Annotated in this window: 9 protein-coding genes; 5 read left to right on the forward strand and 4 right to left on the reverse strand. The window is 46.5% G+C overall.

Annotated elements, in window-relative coordinates:
* Positions 1–135: 135 nt before the first annotated feature.
* On the forward strand, positions 136–2211 hold the full coding sequence (locus NX722_RS24560; protein ID WP_262565500.1) for an NEL domain-containing protein: 2076 nt from the start codon (positions 136–138) through the stop codon (positions 2209–2211).
* Between the two features lie 6 nt (positions 2212–2217).
* Here NX722_RS24560 and NX722_RS24565 read toward each other — a convergent pair whose 3' ends face one another.
* Complete coding sequence (locus NX722_RS24565; protein ID WP_262565501.1) at positions 2218–2811, reverse strand: 1-acyl-sn-glycerol-3-phosphate acyltransferase; 594 nt, start codon at positions 2809–2811, stop codon at positions 2218–2220.
* Between the two features lie 42 nt (positions 2812–2853).
* Positions 2854–3669 carry a bifunctional DNA-formamidopyrimidine glycosylase/DNA-(apurinic or apyrimidinic site) lyase gene (mutM, locus tag NX722_RS24570; RefSeq protein ID WP_262565502.1) on the reverse strand — a complete coding sequence of 272 codons (816 nt, stop codon included), beginning with the start codon at positions 3667–3669 and terminating at the stop codon, positions 2854–2856.
* 132 nt (positions 3670–3801) lie between these two features.
* Between mutM and NX722_RS24575 the strand changes: the two genes are divergently transcribed.
* Positions 3802–5193: an MATE family efflux transporter gene (locus NX722_RS24575; RefSeq protein WP_262565503.1), complete on the forward strand. Its 1392-nt coding sequence runs from the start codon at positions 3802–3804 to the stop codon at positions 5191–5193.
* Positions 5194–5309: 116 nt separating this feature from the next.
* Here NX722_RS24575 and NX722_RS24580 read toward each other — a convergent pair whose 3' ends face one another.
* A complete protein-coding gene (locus tag NX722_RS24580; RefSeq protein WP_262565504.1) occupies positions 5310–14159 on the reverse strand; it encodes a hypothetical protein in 8850 nt (2949 codons plus the stop codon).
* Positions 14160–14925: 766 nt separating this feature from the next.
* Here NX722_RS24580 and NX722_RS24585 point away from each other — a divergent pair.
* Positions 14926–15216: a hypothetical protein gene (locus NX722_RS24585; RefSeq protein WP_262565505.1), complete on the forward strand. Its 291-nt coding sequence runs from the start codon at positions 14926–14928 to the stop codon at positions 15214–15216.
* Between the two features lie 46 nt (positions 15217–15262).
* On the opposite strand, the gene phnR is transcribed toward NX722_RS24585, so the two are convergent.
* Positions 15263–15976: a phosphonate utilization transcriptional regulator PhnR gene (gene phnR / locus NX722_RS24590; RefSeq protein ID WP_262565506.1), complete on the reverse strand. Its 714-nt coding sequence runs from the start codon at positions 15974–15976 to the stop codon at positions 15263–15265.
* Positions 15977–16162: 186 nt separating this feature from the next.
* Here phnR and phnX point away from each other — a divergent pair, with 186 nt between their 5' ends.
* Entirely contained in the window at positions 16163–16975 is an 813-nt protein-coding gene (phnX, locus tag NX722_RS24595; protein ID WP_262565507.1) for a phosphonoacetaldehyde hydrolase, read from the forward strand.
* A gap of 156 nt (positions 16976–17131) precedes the next feature.
* Complete coding sequence (locus NX722_RS24600) at positions 17132–17806, forward strand: response regulator transcription factor (protein ID WP_262565508.1); 675 nt, start codon at positions 17132–17134, stop codon at positions 17804–17806.
* Positions 17807–17821 lie beyond the last annotated feature (15 nt).

Genomic DNA, 17821 nt, shown 5'->3' on the forward strand with positions numbered 1-17821 from the left:
GCCGCTGAACTGGCTGGAACTAAATGTGATTCAGCCTGTCGAACCTGACGATAAGCATTCTGTTAAAAAGCAAAAGGAGTATTTCAGGTGCATACAGGAAGTTGCGACTCTTTATTCCCACTGCCGTCATCCCCAATGAAAACAGTTGACTCAGGCGCAGTTGCCTCAGGCGCAGTTGCCTCAGGCAAAGCTGACTCAGACTATGAACAGCCCTCAGCCAGTGGTAGTCGCATTACCCTTAAAAACCAGGGCAGGTTGCTGCCTGCTGCCGACGAGGTTGATACCGCCAGCCCTTGTCAGGATCGTAAAGTGACTCCCTCTGCCTCTGCGGCTACTTATGTGAACCCTGGTCAAAATAGCTTTTTTGAAGGGCTGGAGAATGTTCATCCTTCAGCGGGGGAGCATGCTTTTCAGGCTTTCTTGCAGCAGCACGGTAATGAAGAGTCATTATCATTTGTTGAAGGCGATCCCACACTATCTTTAGACACTGCAATATCTTCAGACACTGCAATATCTTCAGACATTGATAGTATCCAGATTCTTTCTGCTGAGCGGTTTAAAGAAATGCTCTTAAGCAGAAAGGCTTTTTCTCCGGATCTCTGTTACGTAGTGAAAGGTGATATTGACCTGTCTGGCGATACCCGATTTAAAACCTTGCCCGATAACCTCATTGTTTTGGGTGAACTGAATCTTGAGGATTGTTATGGGCTCAGGGATTTTCCCCAAAATCTGTTTGTTCAGGACGACTGCTTGATAACTCATTGCTATAGCCTTGGAACTCTGGGCAAAACGCTCATTGTTTTGAAAGATTTTGAGGCCTGTGAGTGTACTGAACTCACTGACCAAACTGGGATGATGGTAGTCCATGGAAATATTAACATGGCGGGATGCAGTGGCCTGAAAACCTGGACAGGAAAGACTCAATGCAAAGGCAGTGTCTATCTGGCTGGTTGTGCAAGGCTGAAGCGACTGGAACAGATTGAAGTTGAGGATGATATTGATTTATCGAGCTGTTATCAGCTTAGAGGGCTTCCTGAGTGTTCGGAAGACTTCAAAGTCGGTGGAAATATTGTTTTGTCAGGTTGTAAGCGCCTTTCTCCCCTGCCGGAACACATTATGACGCAGCGAGACGGTGGGGATAACAGAATCCGGTATATAACATTAGATAACTGGGACAGCATTCAGCGCCTTGACGAGAAGAGTCGACTTCGTAACAAGAATATAATTTTTGATTGCCAGCCACTGGGCAACGCGCCTGATGATATATTTGATGACTTTACTGAAGCGTTTGACTTTTGGAGCAAGATCGCTGAATCCGGGCAAATAGCCCCGGATATCGGACATCTTAAGGAATTCGAGAGAGGCATTCTGATTGAATTCCTGGAACACCTTACCAGAACGGCTGAGTATCAAAATTCATCTCGCTCTGACCTTTTGGCGCAGCGGGTTCTGAATATATTCCCCCTTATATCTGATGTTTCTGATACTGAAACAAGAGAGCGAGCCCTTGATATTATGTACTACGCTGTCACGTCCTGCGGTGACCGGGTCATTCTTGCGCTACATGATCTTGAGGCTTTGGTACAGCTGGTGCAGTCTGAAAAGCGAGCGCAGGAATGCAATGACCCTGATGAGTTAAAATCAATAGCCAGACAGATGGTGTACCTTGCGAAGATCAGGGAGTATGCCTGCCAGCTTGCGAACGAAGAAAGTTTGGATGATGTTGATGTAGAGCTGTCGTTGCATCTCGCTTTTCAGAAGACGTTCAACTTGCCAGGGCTGACGAAGGAAATTGAGTCAGCCTATTGCTTTGAGCTGGATGAAAGCCGTAAAAAAGAGATTCAGGAATCCATTGAGAATGAGTGTACGGAAAAGGCACTTGAGGAGTATCTGCAAAACTGGCCAGCCTGGCAACAGTTTGAGCGTGGGCAGAACATTCCTGCTTTTGACCAGCTTCCAGTCGTGCATGTAGCAAGAGCCCGGTGCTGCGCTTTAACGGAAGAAGAAATATCAGAAACGACACAAATGGTGTTGCTGCCAGAATCCGGGGGCGTTCAGGTTACTTACAAAAATCTATGCAAGGCTTACATATTTTATGGCAATAACCCTTATGCCCAGACTGCGCTTGACTGGAGCAAGGTTAAGCGGATTTATTCCGGATCAGGGATAGCGAAAAGTTCTCAACGTACCCCTGCCCCGGACTGTCTTTAAAGACTGTTATGATTGCCTGAAAGGACCGTTACAGCCCAGTTCAGGGTGTCTGGGCTGATAAGGCAGAAAGAAACGGTGCATCTCTTTGATGTCGTGTTCTTTGTTATCCGTGATGGGCAGTGGATTACCAAAGACTGCTTTTCGGTGTTTGAAATCAAAGGCAACAGGGATGATGGGTATCTCTGCCCCTTTGGCAATATGGTAAAAGCCAGTCTTCCAGCGTTCTACTTTCGAGCGGGTGCCTTCCGGGGTGATAACCAGCACGAACTCATCCGCTTTTTTGATCTGCTCAATGCTGGCGTCTACCCGGTTCAGGGACTCATTCCTTTTGATAGGAACGCCGCCTAATCCCCGCATCAGCACACCCAGAGGCCAGAAGAACAGTGAGTGTTTGGCAAAAAACTGCAGTTTCAGCCCAAGCGCCAGCTTGACGCCCATGCCGACAGCGAAGTCCCAGTTAGAGGTGTGATGAGCGACAATAATCACATATTTACTGACAGCAGGGGGGCGGCCTTCAATGCTCCAGTTACCTAAAATTCGAAGAATAAAGCGACCAATAGCGGATTTTACCGGATGGGGGTGTAGCTGATTTTTATCCATTAAAACTGTGTTAAATCTGTTTAGGGGGGCTGGGGTTATGCCTCAGCGCTGACATTTTTTGCAATAAAATGTACTTCGATTGCCCAGCCTGCTTTCAACAACAGGCGACTGACATCGTGTACATGGCTCACCGGTACGACCATAAACGGTGAGCTGCTGTTTAAAGTAACCGGGTTTTCCATCACCGCCGACAAAGTCCCTCAGGGTGGTTCCTCCCTGCCTGATGGCGTCTGCCAGAGTGGTTTTGATGCAATCCGTCAGGCGTTCATAACGAGCTTTGGAAATTTTCCCCGCTGGCCGGTCCGGGCGAATACCCGCCTTAAACAGCGCTTCATTGGCATAAATGTTACCAACGCCAACGACCACATGGCTATCCATGATAAAGGTTTTTACTGCCTGGGATTTATTTCGTGACAGACGATAGAGCAGGCTGGGTGAAAAATCGTCACTCAGGGGCTCAGGCCCCAGTTTATTGAGCAGTTTATGTTCACTGACAGGGGCGTTGCTCCACAATACTGCACCAAAACGGCGGGGGTCGTGGTAACGCAGGCAGGCACCATTGCTGAAAATTATATCAACATGGTCGTGTTTTTTAACAGGCTCTCCTTTGTTGACTATTCTCAGGCTGCCCGACATGCCCAGATGAATCAGCAGGTTACCGCCTTTGACTTCAAGCAGCAGGTATTTTGCCCGGCGTTTGACCGACTGGATAACCTTGCCTGTCAGCAGTTCTGGCAGGCGGTCTGGAACAGGCCAGCGCAGTTTCGGGTTGCGTACCACTACATTGTTGATAGTTTGACCAGAAATATGAGGCTCTATGCCACGGCGGGTTGTTTCAACTTCGGGCAGTTCCGGCATTGCGTTCCACTTAAGTAAAAGTCCCATGAACCGTATGAACAATACCATCGGTATCTATTCAATGCATTGATAGAATAGACTGGCTTTTGCACCGGGATTGAATGGCAAAAGCTGAATCATCAGCGAGAAAAAATGACATCAACTCTTACTAAAAATACATCACCATTGCTTGGACGATACAGTAAAGAACTAAAAGCACTGGTTTTTTTGGGCGGCCCCATTCTGGGCGCTCAGTTATCAACAACGGGAATGACGTTTGTTGACACCAGCATGGCAGGGCAATATTCAGCTCAGGATCTGGCAGCCGTAGCACTGGGGTCCAGTATCTGGATGCCTATCTATCTGCTGGTTCGCGGTATTATGATGGCAACGACTCCAACCGTTGCGCAACTGTTTGGGGCTGGAAACATAGACAGGATTGCAACGCCGGTTCGACAGGCCTACTGGGTTGCAGTGCTGTTCAGTGTGCTGGCGATCCTCTTTCTGTTGGATGCCGGACCATTGCTCGACTTTTTACAGATTGAACCGGAAGTGTCTGAAATTACCCGCAGTTATCTGGCCGCTCTGGCCTGGGGTGTTCCTGCCGTTTTCCTTTATCAGGTCATGGCCTGTTATTGCGAGGCTCGTTCTCTGACCAAGCCGGGCATGCTGTTCAGTTTTGCAGCTCTACTGCTCAACATTCCGGTGAATTATGTTCTGATTTATGGGCGTTTTGGCTTCCCTGAACTGGGCAGTGTGGGCTGCGGATACGCCACGGCCATTTGCTTCTGGCTGATGACGGTGCTGATGTTTTTTTATACCCGCTTTGATGAACGCCATAAAGACGCTGATCTGTATGGTCAGTGGGAATGGCCTTCTCTTTCTGCAATAAAAGCGCATATGAAGCTGGGAGTGCCCATGGGGCTGACGACCTTCTTTGAAGCCAGCATCTTCTCTGCCATTGCTCTGGTGATTGGACAACTGGGCGCAATTACTGTTGCCGGACACCAGGTGGCTCTTAACTTTACCAGCCTGTGTTTTATGGTGCCGATGAGTATTTCGATGGGTATTACCATCCGTGTCGGTCAGGCTCTGGGGGCTAAGCAGTTCGAACAGGCCCGGTTCACCGCATTTGCCGGGATTGTGACAACCTCCATGGCGGCTTGTGTCAGTGCCTCTGTTATGTGGTTCCTGCCCGATTTGGTCGCTGACATTTATACCAATGACCTGGCGGTGAAGGTGCTGGCAGCAGAGTTGCTGATGTTTGCTGCCATGTTCCAGTTTGTTGATGGTGTTCAGGTTGCGTCTAATGGTGCATTGCGAGGATACAAGGATACCCGCGTGCCTATGATCATGATTATGGTGGCTTGCTGGGGTATTGCCCTGCCGTTTGGCTACATCCTTGGTCTGACAGACTGGCTGGTTGATCCGATGGGGCCTCATGGTTTGTGGATTGGTCTGGTTGCCGCCCTGACGCTGGCCGCCACTTTTCTGGCACTTCGGTTGAATGCTATTAGTAAGCGTTATTGCAATAAACTCGAGTGAATATTGTGAATAAGTCGTATTAAAATAAGTCGTATTAATTAACAAAAAAAGCCTGAAATTCAGGCTTTTTTTGAGTAGACAGACTTTAGTCTAAGTGTCAAAGAGAATGTGAAAACTTATAGATGAGTTACATTTAATTCAATGTCATCTCCTTCTCCTTCTCCTTCTGGATCTAACAGGCCCTGGGATAGCGGATTAAAAGGGTTGGTGTCAACTTCAACTTTCTCTTTTAATTCGTTAAAACGCGCACTGTATTGTTCACCTTTCTGGTTATTACGGCCTCTGACTGTATTAGCTATTTGTGAAGCGACAAATAAGGCAGCTGTTTTAGGAAGTATGAAAATAGAATGGGCTACTGCGTTGCCAGGTAGGTTTGTGCGCCCGTATAAACCTGATCCTGCGTAAAATACTCCTACAAAAGCAGTGACACCGACACCAGCCCACTCCCCGGTACTCAACCCCCAGGATGATTGAGTGCCACCTTGAGCCTGAGCCTCAGCCGAAGGCGAACAGCTACCATCTATGCGCTTCAGAACATGTGGTGGAACGTTATTCTCTCTGAGGAAATAACATTGGTTATTAAAGACCTTCACTAAGCCGCCAATCGAAACAGGCACTTGAGGGATCCTGCCCACAGTCAGCTCAATGGTTCTCTGTTCTGCATCGGATGCAGCCCGGGCGATGTTGTCTTTGATTACAGCATTAATATCGTCTTTGTAGTTTGGCAGGACAACAATAATTTGAGCCGCAGCAGACGTTGTTTCCTGAATATTGCGATGGATGCTCAAATTTTTGTAGTACCGGACATCTATCGCAATGAGGGTGGACTCAACCTTCTCTGTATCGGTGAAATGATTCCCGCCAATATCAAGGTACTGGTCATCCTTCAGACAATCTTTACAGTTGGCATAAATGGCAGACTCTTTAAGGCCTCCGGTAAAGAAGATGTTGTCAGCAATGCGAACATTACCGGTTGATTTCTGGACATCAATATAGTGGAAAGGTGCTTCCTCATTGTCCCTGGTTGATTGATACTGGAAGTCGTCATTGAGTATTACGATATCACCCTGATAATTCTCAGCCTTAATGGCACTTTTGTAAGATTCACTTTCGGGGTTTCCGGGGGCGGTAATATCCCAGGTTATGCCTTTGCTGTAAAAGCCATGACGGGTTGATCCATCGTTGAGATGAAGCAGTGCTCTGGCCTCTGTTTGAGAAAAGGTGTACGCAGATTTGATCACTGCATTCCCAATGCCCACCAACGCGACTTTGTTATTAATGAGCAGCGGCTGGTCAAGCTGGTAGCTGCCTGCATGCAGAAGAATAACCTTACCGGACTCAGAAGCACCTGTTGCCTCGGCAATCAGTTCTGCACTGCTTTTGACCGCAACCACTTCAGAGAACGTAATATCGAGTTCCATTTTTTTCAGTTTGACACCGAACTCCTCGCAGTGCCGGATTTCCAGAGTACTCTTCAACTGTTCACACAAGCTGGTTAACGAAGGTGGCGTCTGTGTAGAAGGCGCAGGTCTCGTTACAGGTTTTGTTTGCGGCGTGCTGTAAGCTGGCTGAGTAGCCGTCACTTCTGGCACGTAGTGAGTGGGTGTGGGGGTTACGGATGGCTTTGAAGCTACCCTTTTGCCATATTCATGATGAAAATTTGCTTTAGGCAGGTCCGAATAGCTGAATTCATAATAATTGTTTTTTTCGACTTCAAAAAAGCCAGTCACCGTGGCCGGGTCTCCAGCGTTCTTGCTTAGCTTCAACTCAATGGTTCTATCTTCTGCAGGAGCACGTTTGTATGCAGTGTTGTTACGGATAATCGCACGTCTGATGGGTTGGTTATTATAAATGGTAATTTCTATTGTACCTGCTGCATGCTTGTCTTTCTGGGTGTTGTTGTTGATTTTCAAGTCTTGATAACCTGAGAGAAAGATAGCCTCTGCCTCCAGTTCAATAGCTTTGTTGGTCGTTAAGAACTTATTGAATTCCACCTCAATGCCAGCTTGATTGTCACTGTATTGGGCGCTGGAATCTACTACGCCAACCGTTGTTGCTGAAGTGTCAATGATATTGTGCCCAATGTAATACTTATGATCGGAGTTACGGCTCATAAGAATGGAATGCCTGGACCAGGCATAGTCATCCAGATGACTGAAGCGGTTTTTGTAGAACCGGATGTCTCCGCGATAATTTTCGGCATAAATGATTGACTCATATTCGTAGTATAAGAAGCCATCTTTGGGCAGGCTGGTTGCCCATTCCAGATTAGTGCTGTAAAAACCAGAGTCTTGAGGGTGTGTGGTAGCTTCAAGATGAAGAATGGCATTCCTCGAACCAGCCGGTACGTTAAACGTATCCCCTGCTTTTATGACAGGAGTCTTTCCGTCATCATCCTTCAAACCAACAAGCGCTGTTCTGTGGCTTACCTGAAGAGCCTGTGAGAGCTTATAGGTACCCGTTTTCAATACAATAATACGACCCAAAACCGGCTTTCCGTTTTGCTGCGTCAGGTCCACTTTTTCCAGAAGTGATTCTGAACTGTCGACGATAAATGCATGTGTAAATGACGGTTTTTCGAATTTCGAACCAGAAGCCTTTTCATTTTTCAGAAATGCTTCACACGCTGCAAAAGCCGTTGCGTCATCTGCAATATCGTCACAGACCGGACTTCTGGTTGGCACTGTAACCGAAGCTGTTGCCGACGCCAGCAGTTGGGTTGGTGTGATGCTGTCAGGTGATAAGCTCGGGAAAACATAAGCTGATGACGCAGGGGTTGTCACTGACTGAGTGGGTGTGGACAACGCTACCTGTGATGAAGCAAGGCTTTTGCCGGGAGTGTAATCGACATATTTCAAGTCAAGGCCAGACTCGTTGAATTTATAGTAATCATTTCCGGACACATGGAGCTTTCCGGTGATATCTATAGATTCATCAGGGGAGAAAAAAGACTCAACGCGAATTCTTCGTTCAAACGCAGGTGCCTCTGGATGTGCGATATTGTTTTGTATGTAGGCATCCATGTGCAATGTATTGCTGTGATCCTTAACAAAAATACTGCCCGCTGCACCTTTTGTTTCCTGCTGGTTATCAAGAATCTTGTATCGCACAAAGCCTTGAATTGCCATCATTCCCGGCGTTTTGGTTCTATATGAAATTGCCTTACTGTGAAAGTGGTTAGAACTGATTTCAAGCTGAGGAGGATTTGTTACACAATAGCCGGTTATGCAGTAGACCCTAATGGCAGCTGTCTTTATATAAGTGGTATCAAACCGGTTGCTGTTTATATAGGTGTTTTCGGTGGCATTGAACAGGTGTACATAGCTGTTAGTGAGGTCATGCGTTGACTCTGAGAACTGGTTTTCATGCAGCCTGAATTCTCCTTTGTAGAACTGGCTGTTGATCGCTCCCATCAAGAGAAGAAGGATTTTTCCGGGGGGGTTGGTTGTATCCCAGTGAATATGGTGGCTGTAAAAACCTTTTTTAGTGACTACTGCCGGATCATCGTAAAGGTAAGCCAGAGAACGGGTGTTCTGATTTTTTATTGAGAAATTATCAGCTGCCTGGATAACCGGATAGAAACCGTCTTCTACCACGCCGACCAGGGCTACCTTGTGGGTAATATTCAGTGAGTGTGGAATTTTATAAGTGCCGTTTTTTAGCACGATGAGTTTGCTGGCATCAGCCCCGGCAGTAAGAAAATGTCCACTTACTGCCTGAACCAGGTCGCTGGCATTATCGATCACTACCGCCCTGTTAAAAGACCGTCCAGCTGACGCTTTTTCATTCTCCAGAAATGCCTTGCAGGCATCAATTTCGCTCGAAGTAACGTGTACCGGAGAGACGATTTTGTCGCGGTCACAGATTGCTGTGGGTGGCAGTGTTGGTGTTATGGACGATGTTACAGGGGAAGGTTGAGTGGCTGAAGGTTCTATGGTGCTATTGCTTACTAATTGTCCTGTAGGCGTTGAATTGATTGCGTCCCCCACTTCTTTGCCGGCTATGTAGCGAAAGTTAGCAGCTGGCAGGTCAGCCGCTTTCTCGAATTTATAATAATCGTTTCCGGTGACCTCAATAGAGCCGAAAAGTGCGATTGGAGCTGCGAAATGACTGTCCAGTAACAGGTCAATCCTTCTGTGGTCTTCAGCAGCGTCTTTGCTGGCTTTGTTGTTGCGAATAGACGCTCCTTTTATTTCGGTGTAGTTGCTTAGAGTTACCTCAATGGAACCCGCTGCCAGACGGTTTTGCTGAACGTTATCTTTGATATTCAGGTATTGATAACGAGAAAGAGCAATAGCCTTGATTCCCGCAAAAACGGTTCGTTCTGAAGACATGAATGTGTTGGCTTCAATGTCGATGCGAGCTTTGTTGTTTGCGTTGTATGGGCCGCTGGAAACTATTGTACTTGCAATCACATGAGAGGTATCAAATGTGTTGCTGCCAATGTAAATTCTCTGATTGGGGTTTTCTTCCAGATCAAGAAAATGATAAGCCTCGGAGTTCAGGTCTGCATGATCAAACAGGTTATTGTAGAGTCTTATCTCGCCCTTGTAGCCCTGGCTCTGGATCATGGACTGGAACCTTGAGCTCCCAAGACGAGAAGGTATCCTGACTTGCCAGTTCAGGTCAGCACTGTAAAAGCCTGAATCCTGTGGTAAGGCACTATTATACAAGTGAACCATTCTGTGCCCGCCACCAGTGGGTGCGTTAAAGTCATCGGCTGCCTGCAGGATTGGGAGTTTGTTATTTTCATCTTTTTCACCGATAAGAGCCACTCTGTGAGAGATCAGTAAGGGCTGTGACAGCTGATAAGTACCCGGGCGAAGAATAATAATGCTTCCGATAAAGGGCTTGCCGTCATATCTTTCCTTTTTTATGGCATCTTTTAACGAATCGGCGCTATTAACAATGAACGCATGAGAAAATGACGGTTTGCTGGATGCCGGGCCAGAAGCTTTTTCACTTTTTAGAAACGCATCACAGGCAGCGAAGGCCGTTGCATCATCTTTTATATCATCACAGGGATGCTTTGGGGTAGGGGGAACCACGAAAGCCGTTGCTGATGCCTGCAGTCGGGTGGGAGTAATACTGCCTGCTATTAAAGGGGACACATTTATTACAGGGGACACATTGGCTGATGCCGCTGGATTAGCCGTTGATGGAGTAGACGACGCTATCTGTGTTGAAGCAGTGCTTGTGTAAGGTGTGTAGTCGACATGTGCAAGGGTGTAACCTTCATCGCTGTATTCGTAGTTAGCATTTCCTGAAATATGGATTTTTCCGGTGATTCTTGCTGACTCTCCCGGGGTTAATACAGACAAGATTTTAATGTCTCGTTGCCTTTCAGGTGCCTCCGGGTGGGCGCGATTGTTCGTTATATAGGCATCTATGCGTTGTATATCGTTGTGATCCTCCACATAAATACGACCAAGTGCGTATTTAGTTTCCTGTATATTGTCAAGAATTTTGAATTGCGCATAGCCTTTAACCTGAATAGCCCCGGGCATTGCGTAGCCTACTTGTTGGACCTGAGAGAAGAAATGGTTAGCGTTAATTTCCAGCGGAGGATTGCTGGTCTGACAGCTATTTTCTTTGCAATAGGAATAGATGGCAGAGCCATCAAAGTGGGCAGTATCAAATTTATTGCTGTTTACATAAGCTCCCCCAGTTGCATTGATCAGATTAATAAAATAAAAGTTTCTGCCGGCATTTTTTTGAGAAAACTGGTTTTGGTACAGACGTATTTTGCCTTCATAGGATTGACTGTTAATTGCCCCATTGAAGAGCATGTTTGGTTTGCCTGGAGGATAGGTAGTTTCCCAGTGGATATGGTGACTGAAAAAGCCGGTTGTCGGCATCCCATCAGCATTATGCAAGTAAGCCAGGGCTTTTCTTTCGAACTTTTCAATGCGAATGTTGGTTTTTGGGTTGTACTTGACGGCTGAGAAATCTGCGCCTGCACGAATGACAGGATAGGTAACAGAGGAAGAACCAGAAACTGATACAGAGGAGGCATTATTCTTAGTCTCTCCGACCAGTGCTATTCTATGTGTAATTTCCAGCGTATGCGGTAACTCGTAAGTTCCCTGTTGCAATATAATGATCTTGTCTGAAACGGGTTGCCCGGACAGTTGCCTTTCCGTTACTTCATCAACCAGCTCTTTCGCGTTAGTGACGACCACCACTTTGGAGAAGATACCACCCCCTGATGCATTTTTATTTTCCAGAAAATCTTTACACGTCTGGATGATGTTTGGTGTCGATTTTAGGGTGTCGCATATTTCTGCTGACTGTGCCGTTGGGGTTGTGGAAGATTGAGTGGTAGTAACCAGAGGAGGCGTTGGCTTTAAGCTGTTTGTTTTGGTTACTGGCTGTCCTGTCGATGTAGGTTTTGTTGATGTTGATGTTGCAACAGGAGTCGTTTGGGTTGATTGAATGGTAGTAGCCAGGGGAGGCGTTAGCTTTAAGCTGTTTGTTTTGGTTACTGGCTGCCCTGTCGGTGTCGGTGTCGGTGTAGGTGTAGGTGTCGGTTTTATTGATGTTGCTGTTGTAACAGGAGTCGTGTGAGTTGACTGATAAGCAACCGATGATTCCCGGGTAGTGGTTCCGATATGGGCGACCAACTCTTCTGGATCGTTTATAGAATAATAGGTGTTAGGGGTTGTCGTCAGCGATCCGGAAATGTTCAAAGGCTGACCGTTTTTAAAGAAAGACTGAAGATGTATCTGTCGCTGATCTGCCGGAGCCCCCTGAAGGGCAATGTTATAACGAATAAAGCCTTCAAGCCCGGAGGTGTCATTTTTTAAATCGACATCAATATAAGCGACTGCTGTTGTGTTTTTCTGTTCGTTTCTTTCAATCCTGAACCGCTTGTAGCCCTTTATTTCTATAGCTTTTGCTGACGTTGCTCTTTCAGAGTCTTCATCACTGGTAAAGTGGTTAGAAACGATCTCAAGTTTTGGATCAAAATTAACGCAGTCTGTACAGCGGGCGTAAACCGTCGCATATTTAAGGTAGTTGGTATCAAATATATTGTGTCCAATGTACGTATCACCCCCGGCATTTTTGAGCATAATGTAATCGTAAATTTCATTTTTGTTTACCTTATGTTCAAACTGGTTCTGAAAAATTCTGATCGGTCCGGAATAAGAGTTGCTTCCAATAGCGGCGTACACTACAAGACCTATTGTTTCAGTATCAATGCTGGTATCCCAAATGATTTCGCTCGCGAAAAAACCGGATGTAGGCTGGGATAAAAATTTATTCAGATAAACCAGTGAGTTGAATGCGTACCGATTTTTAAAGAAGTCTGCTCCAGGTTGGATCTTGGGGACAGTATCGCCAGACTTTTCTCCGACCAGAGCCACCTTGTGGTTGATTTGTAACTGCTTGGGGAGTGTGAAAGTTCCTGCTTTCAGTATGATGATACTTCCGGAAAAAGGTTTTCCATCCAGAGGGTCTCTCTCTACGGCTGTGATCAGTTCACTTGCATTATGCACAGCAAAGGCGTGAGAAAAATTTTTGTCGCCTCCTGTTGCCTGAGTGTTAGCAAGAAAGTCGTTACAGGTTTTATAAGATGTTAAATCATGGTTTAAATCCTCACAGGGGTTCTTAGTTGCAGCAGGCGTTGCAGCAGGCGTTGCAGCAGGCGTTGCAGCAGGCGTTGCAGCAGGCGTTGCAGAAGGCGTTGCAGAAGGCGTTGCAGAAGGCGTTGCAGAAGGCGTTGCAGAAGGCGTTGCAGCAGGCGTTGCAGCAGGCGTTGCAGATGCGCTGGGGCTTGTCGGAATTGAAACAGGGATGGGTGATGGAGATATGGTTGCAGACAAGGAGCTGGCAAGAACCTTTTTCCCTTCAATCAGAGTAATGTATTCGCTGTCGTCATCCTCGTCGTGGACAACTTTGAAATAGTCATTACCTGAAATTGTCAGGCTCCCGGTGATTTGATCACTCTCCTGTTCAATTGCTATCACTCTGTTGTCGAGTATAGCGTCTGCCCGGGCAATATTGTTCCTTATGCTGCTTTGCAGCTCTGCCTGATCAGGGAAGTCAATATTCATTGAAATATTGGCCTTGCTGGTCAACGCTGTATTATTTTCAATAGTGAACTTTGTGTGATTGACAAGGTGAAAAGCATAGTCACTGTCATTGCTTGCATTATCACTACTGGTCAGGGTGTTGTTGGTAATGATGATCTCAGGCTGAGACTCACTACAGACTCTGCAATCTAAGTGAATAGCAGAGAAATAGAGGTTACTGGTGTTAAACTGGTTGCTGTCTATGTAAACCTTGTTTTCCGGGGCATTCAGAGAGACAAACTCATCAAGAGGGGAATTTTTGTCGCTATGGATGAAAGTATTTCCATAAAGTCTTATTTCACCCGGATAGCCTGGGCCAACAATGGTATTGACGTTTATCTTTTTATCAGGATCATCACCAGTGGTTTCCCACTTAATAAAAGCACTGTAAAAGCCTTTAGAAGCCGTACTTGTCTTCTGGCGTAAATAAACCAGAGCATACATATCAATATCACTTTTCAGTAATGCTGAAGTCCTTTTGATCGTGGGGAGAGTCTCACCCGTTTTGACACCCACAAGAGCGATTCTTTGATTGATCTCTAGCTGTTTAGAAACGTTGTAAGTACCCGGACTTAAAACGATAATAGAGCCTTGTCCACTGGCATTATTGACTTCATTGACCAGGTCTTCAGCGCTGCTGACGACAACTGCTTTTTCAAACGATGACTGAGTTCCGGCTGCCTTTGTGTTGTTGAAAAAATTGTCACAGCTTGTCCTGGCAGCTTCATTGTTAAGTATCTGATTACACGGATTGCTTCTTATGACTGATGTCGTTGGAGCTACCGTTATAGTGCTGTTTGAGGGCGGTTGGGTTGTCGTAATAGAAGGAGACGGAGACGTGCTACCTGGCTCATCTGCACCATAGGTGGAAAAAGAAAGAGCGTAGAGCATCAGGCAAAAAAAGCTTAAAAAGCAACGCAGATTATACGTCAAATAACAGGTAGTCTTGGATAGGCTTTTCATAATAATTGTCGAACCGTCTCTTGATAATTTGAAAAAATATTACGTTCACCTTCGGTGCTGTTTTTTTATTGAGCTGGTTGTATAGCTTTATTGAATAAGTGAGCTTTTAAATAAACTAGAATAAATGCTTCCGTTAATTAAAATTATTTGAAATAGAAGCGAAGGGTTTGAACTGAATGATTTATAAAGGAAGGGGTGTTTTGCTCTGTTTATTATGAAAATGGTTTTTTAATTACCTGAATATATATGACTGTTACTTTCGTAATTTCCTTTGTTGTACTTAAAACCCTGCTATTTATGGTCGAAATTGATCATATAAAAATTAAATAAGGTGAGGTTTTTTTTATTAATTTTTTACAGTAATCGCATCAGCATTTTTTCAGGTAATGGGTCAAAAGTGGTATTTTCCTGAATTTTTCTTAAGGGGAGCGGCAATAAAAAGATTACCAACCATTTGTCATTCCCACGAAAGTGGGAGTCCACCACGATCAGTGGATCCCCGCCTGCGCGGGGATGACGTTGGGATGTTCTGCGTCACTGCTGGGTGTGGTTCAACAGCAACTGGCCGAGGCTCATGTGAGCTATTTATGTCCAGAAGTGCTGGTGCGCAGACAGGCAGAGAAACTTAAAATTATTTCATTGCGTATAAAAAACAAGCTGTATACTTGTCGCTCAACAATAAGTAGAGGTGTCTATGCAGAACAATTATTTGTATGAAGCGCTGGTCAATGCCGGCACAGATGCTGAGTTGGCAAAACAGGCTGCAAGCTGTGACCACTGCCTGCAGGATATAAGAGAGCATTTGTATCAGGTCCACATTCAGGCAGCCAGTATGAACAACGAGATTCTACTGTTGCGAAGGGATGTAGACGAACGCTTTAAAAAAGTAGATGAACGTTTTGAAAAAGTAGACGCACGTTTTGACAAACTGGAAGAGCGTTTTGATAAGCTGGAAAACATGGTTCAGCAATTACTGGATCGGTAAAACGATTCCCCCTTTCCTGCAACGGGAAAGGGGTTAACTGAAGTGCCTACTTCCGGGCCTGGGCAGTGATAACAATGGCGTCCTGTCGCCAGTACTCAAAGTCGCAATCAATGAGACGTTTTTTCTGGTCGTGATTGACCCGGGTAACCAGTAAACCCGAACTGCCGGAAGTCACCCTCAGGTGGGTAGCGGCTTCGTCATGAATGCCGACAGGGTACAGTCGAAAGTTTACTTTACTGTAGCGGGTGCGGTAGTGAGTACGGTAAATATCTGACAGTGACTGCTCTAAATCCTGATCCAGTAAACCCGGAAAATACTCCGGATTAATGTAATTCTCAACGTACAACACTGTTCGCTGATCGATCAGGCGCAGACGCTGGACACGATAAACCGGCGTCAGCGGGGGAAGTTGCAGAAGCTTTTGTATCCTCGTTGTGGCTGGTGCCAGAGAAGCACTGATTAAACGGGTTTCTGGTGTTCTGCCCTGATCTGCGACCATGGTGTGGAAGTTGGTGTTTACGGTTGGGTTGTAAACAATACGCTCGGGAGAGACAAACCAGCCACGGCGGTCTTCACGATACACCATGCCATCGGCTTCCAGTGATGACAACGCTTCCCGCAATGTTACACGGGTGGTTCCAAAGCTTTCACTCAGTAGCCGTTCCGGGGGAAGTTTGGTGCCTGCAGGCAGGGCGCCGCTTTCTATCTGTTCGCACAGGGCGGATCGAATGATCTGGTACTGGTTTCTTCCCTGGCCCATCGTTTACTTCTCGCTGTTGGTTCGGTGTCCGGGGACAAACCCCTGACAAATAATATACCTGAAATGGTACAAAATCAGTCTTGTGAGCGTGAAACTGCTTCCGCATTGGCAATATTGGTGAAGTTTATCCCGACGATATTGGTGAACAGGCTATTTCTGAAGTTATTGAAGGTAAGGAGTTACATCATGAGTCATAACATTGAAGCGGTTATTCTGGATTGGGCAGGCACTGTCGTAGATTTTGGTTCCTGGGCGCCGACGTCTATTTTTGTCGAGGCGTTTAAGCAGGCTTACGATTTTGATGTCAGCCTTGAAGAGGCTCGTGTTCCCATGGGGCTGGGCAAGTGGGATCACATTAAAACGCTGGGGCAGTTGCCAGAAGTGGCGGAACGCTGGTTGAATCAGTTTGGCCACCCCATGGCAGACAAGGATGTGGACGATATTTACAGCGCCTTTATGCCGTTGCAGAAAGCCAAAGTCACCGCTTTTTCTGACCCGATTCCGGGCGCGCTGGAAACAGTGGCTCAGCTGCGAGCCAATAATGTAAAAATTGGTTCCTGCTCTGGCTACCCAAGGGAAGTCATGGACATTCTTGTGCCTGCGGCAGAAGCAAAAGGCTACAAGCCTGATGCGGTGGTGGCTACGGATGATCTGGCAGCAGGCGGTCGCCCTGGTCCGTGGATGGCTTTACACAATGTGATTGAGCTGGGTATTAACAACGTTAGTCGCTGTGTCAAAGTGGACGATTCTGCACCGGGTATCATGGAAGGCCTGAATGCCGGCATGTGGACTGTTGGTTTGACACTGTCAGGTAACGAAGCAGGCATGACCCTGGATGAGTATCTTGAGGCTTCGGAAGCGGTTAAAGAGGAAAAGCGGCGAGTGGCTGAAGACAAACTGTTGTCTGCCGGTGCGCATTATGTGATCGACACCATTGCTGATCTTCCTGCTGTGATTGCCCAGATCGAGCAGCGCATCGCCAACGGTGAAAAACCATAAGGCTGACTGTCATCTTGGCATTTTAAATAGCGACAATGCAGCTCCCCATATTTTCAGGTTTGGGGAGCTGTACCCTCCCTCAGGCAGCGCAACCAACCGTTACACCAGTTATAATCCTTTGAAATAATTTACAAGTTCGGATTGTGGGAAGTAACCATGAAGTTTTTGGTGGTCGAAGACGATGACCTGTTGCGTCACCACATCAGCTATCAGCTGGGGAACGAGGATTATCGTGTGCTTTCAGCACCTGACGCCAAAGAGGCGTTATTCCTGGTTGATCAGTACCCTCTGGATGCTGCCATAGTCGATCTTGGCCTGCCCGGCATGGATGGGTTGGATCTGATCCGCAAACTGAGGGAACAGGGAAAAACGTTCCCGGTTCTCATTCTGACTGCCCGTGGTAACTGGCAGGATAAAGTATCTGGTCTGGAAGCCGGGGCTGATGATTATCTGGTTAAACCGTTCCAATTTGAAGAACTCAAGGCACGGCTGAATGCCCTTATTCGTCGTTCATCCGGTTTCAGTCAGCCGAAAATAAAGGCAGGCCATTTCACCCTGGATCTTTCCAGACGGCAGGTCTGGGCAGAGGAGGAGCTGATGGAGCTAACGGCCTATGAGTATAAAATTCTGGAATATCTGATGCGTCATGGTCAGCAGGTGGTATCCAAGCGACAGCTGGTGGATGAGTTGTATGACGATGAAGGTCGGGACTCGAATGTGTTGGAAGTGCTGGTGGGTCGTTTACGCAAAAAGCTTGAAGCAACTGGTACAGAGAATCCTATTGATACCATACGTGGTCAGGGCTATCTGTTTAATTTAACCTGCTCGTGACCTGTTCAGCCAAAG

The sequence above is a fragment of the Endozoicomonas gorgoniicola genome, assembly GCF_025562715.2.
In the GTDB taxonomy this organism is placed as follows: domain Bacteria; phylum Pseudomonadota; class Gammaproteobacteria; order Pseudomonadales; family Endozoicomonadaceae; genus Endozoicomonas_A; species Endozoicomonas_A gorgoniicola.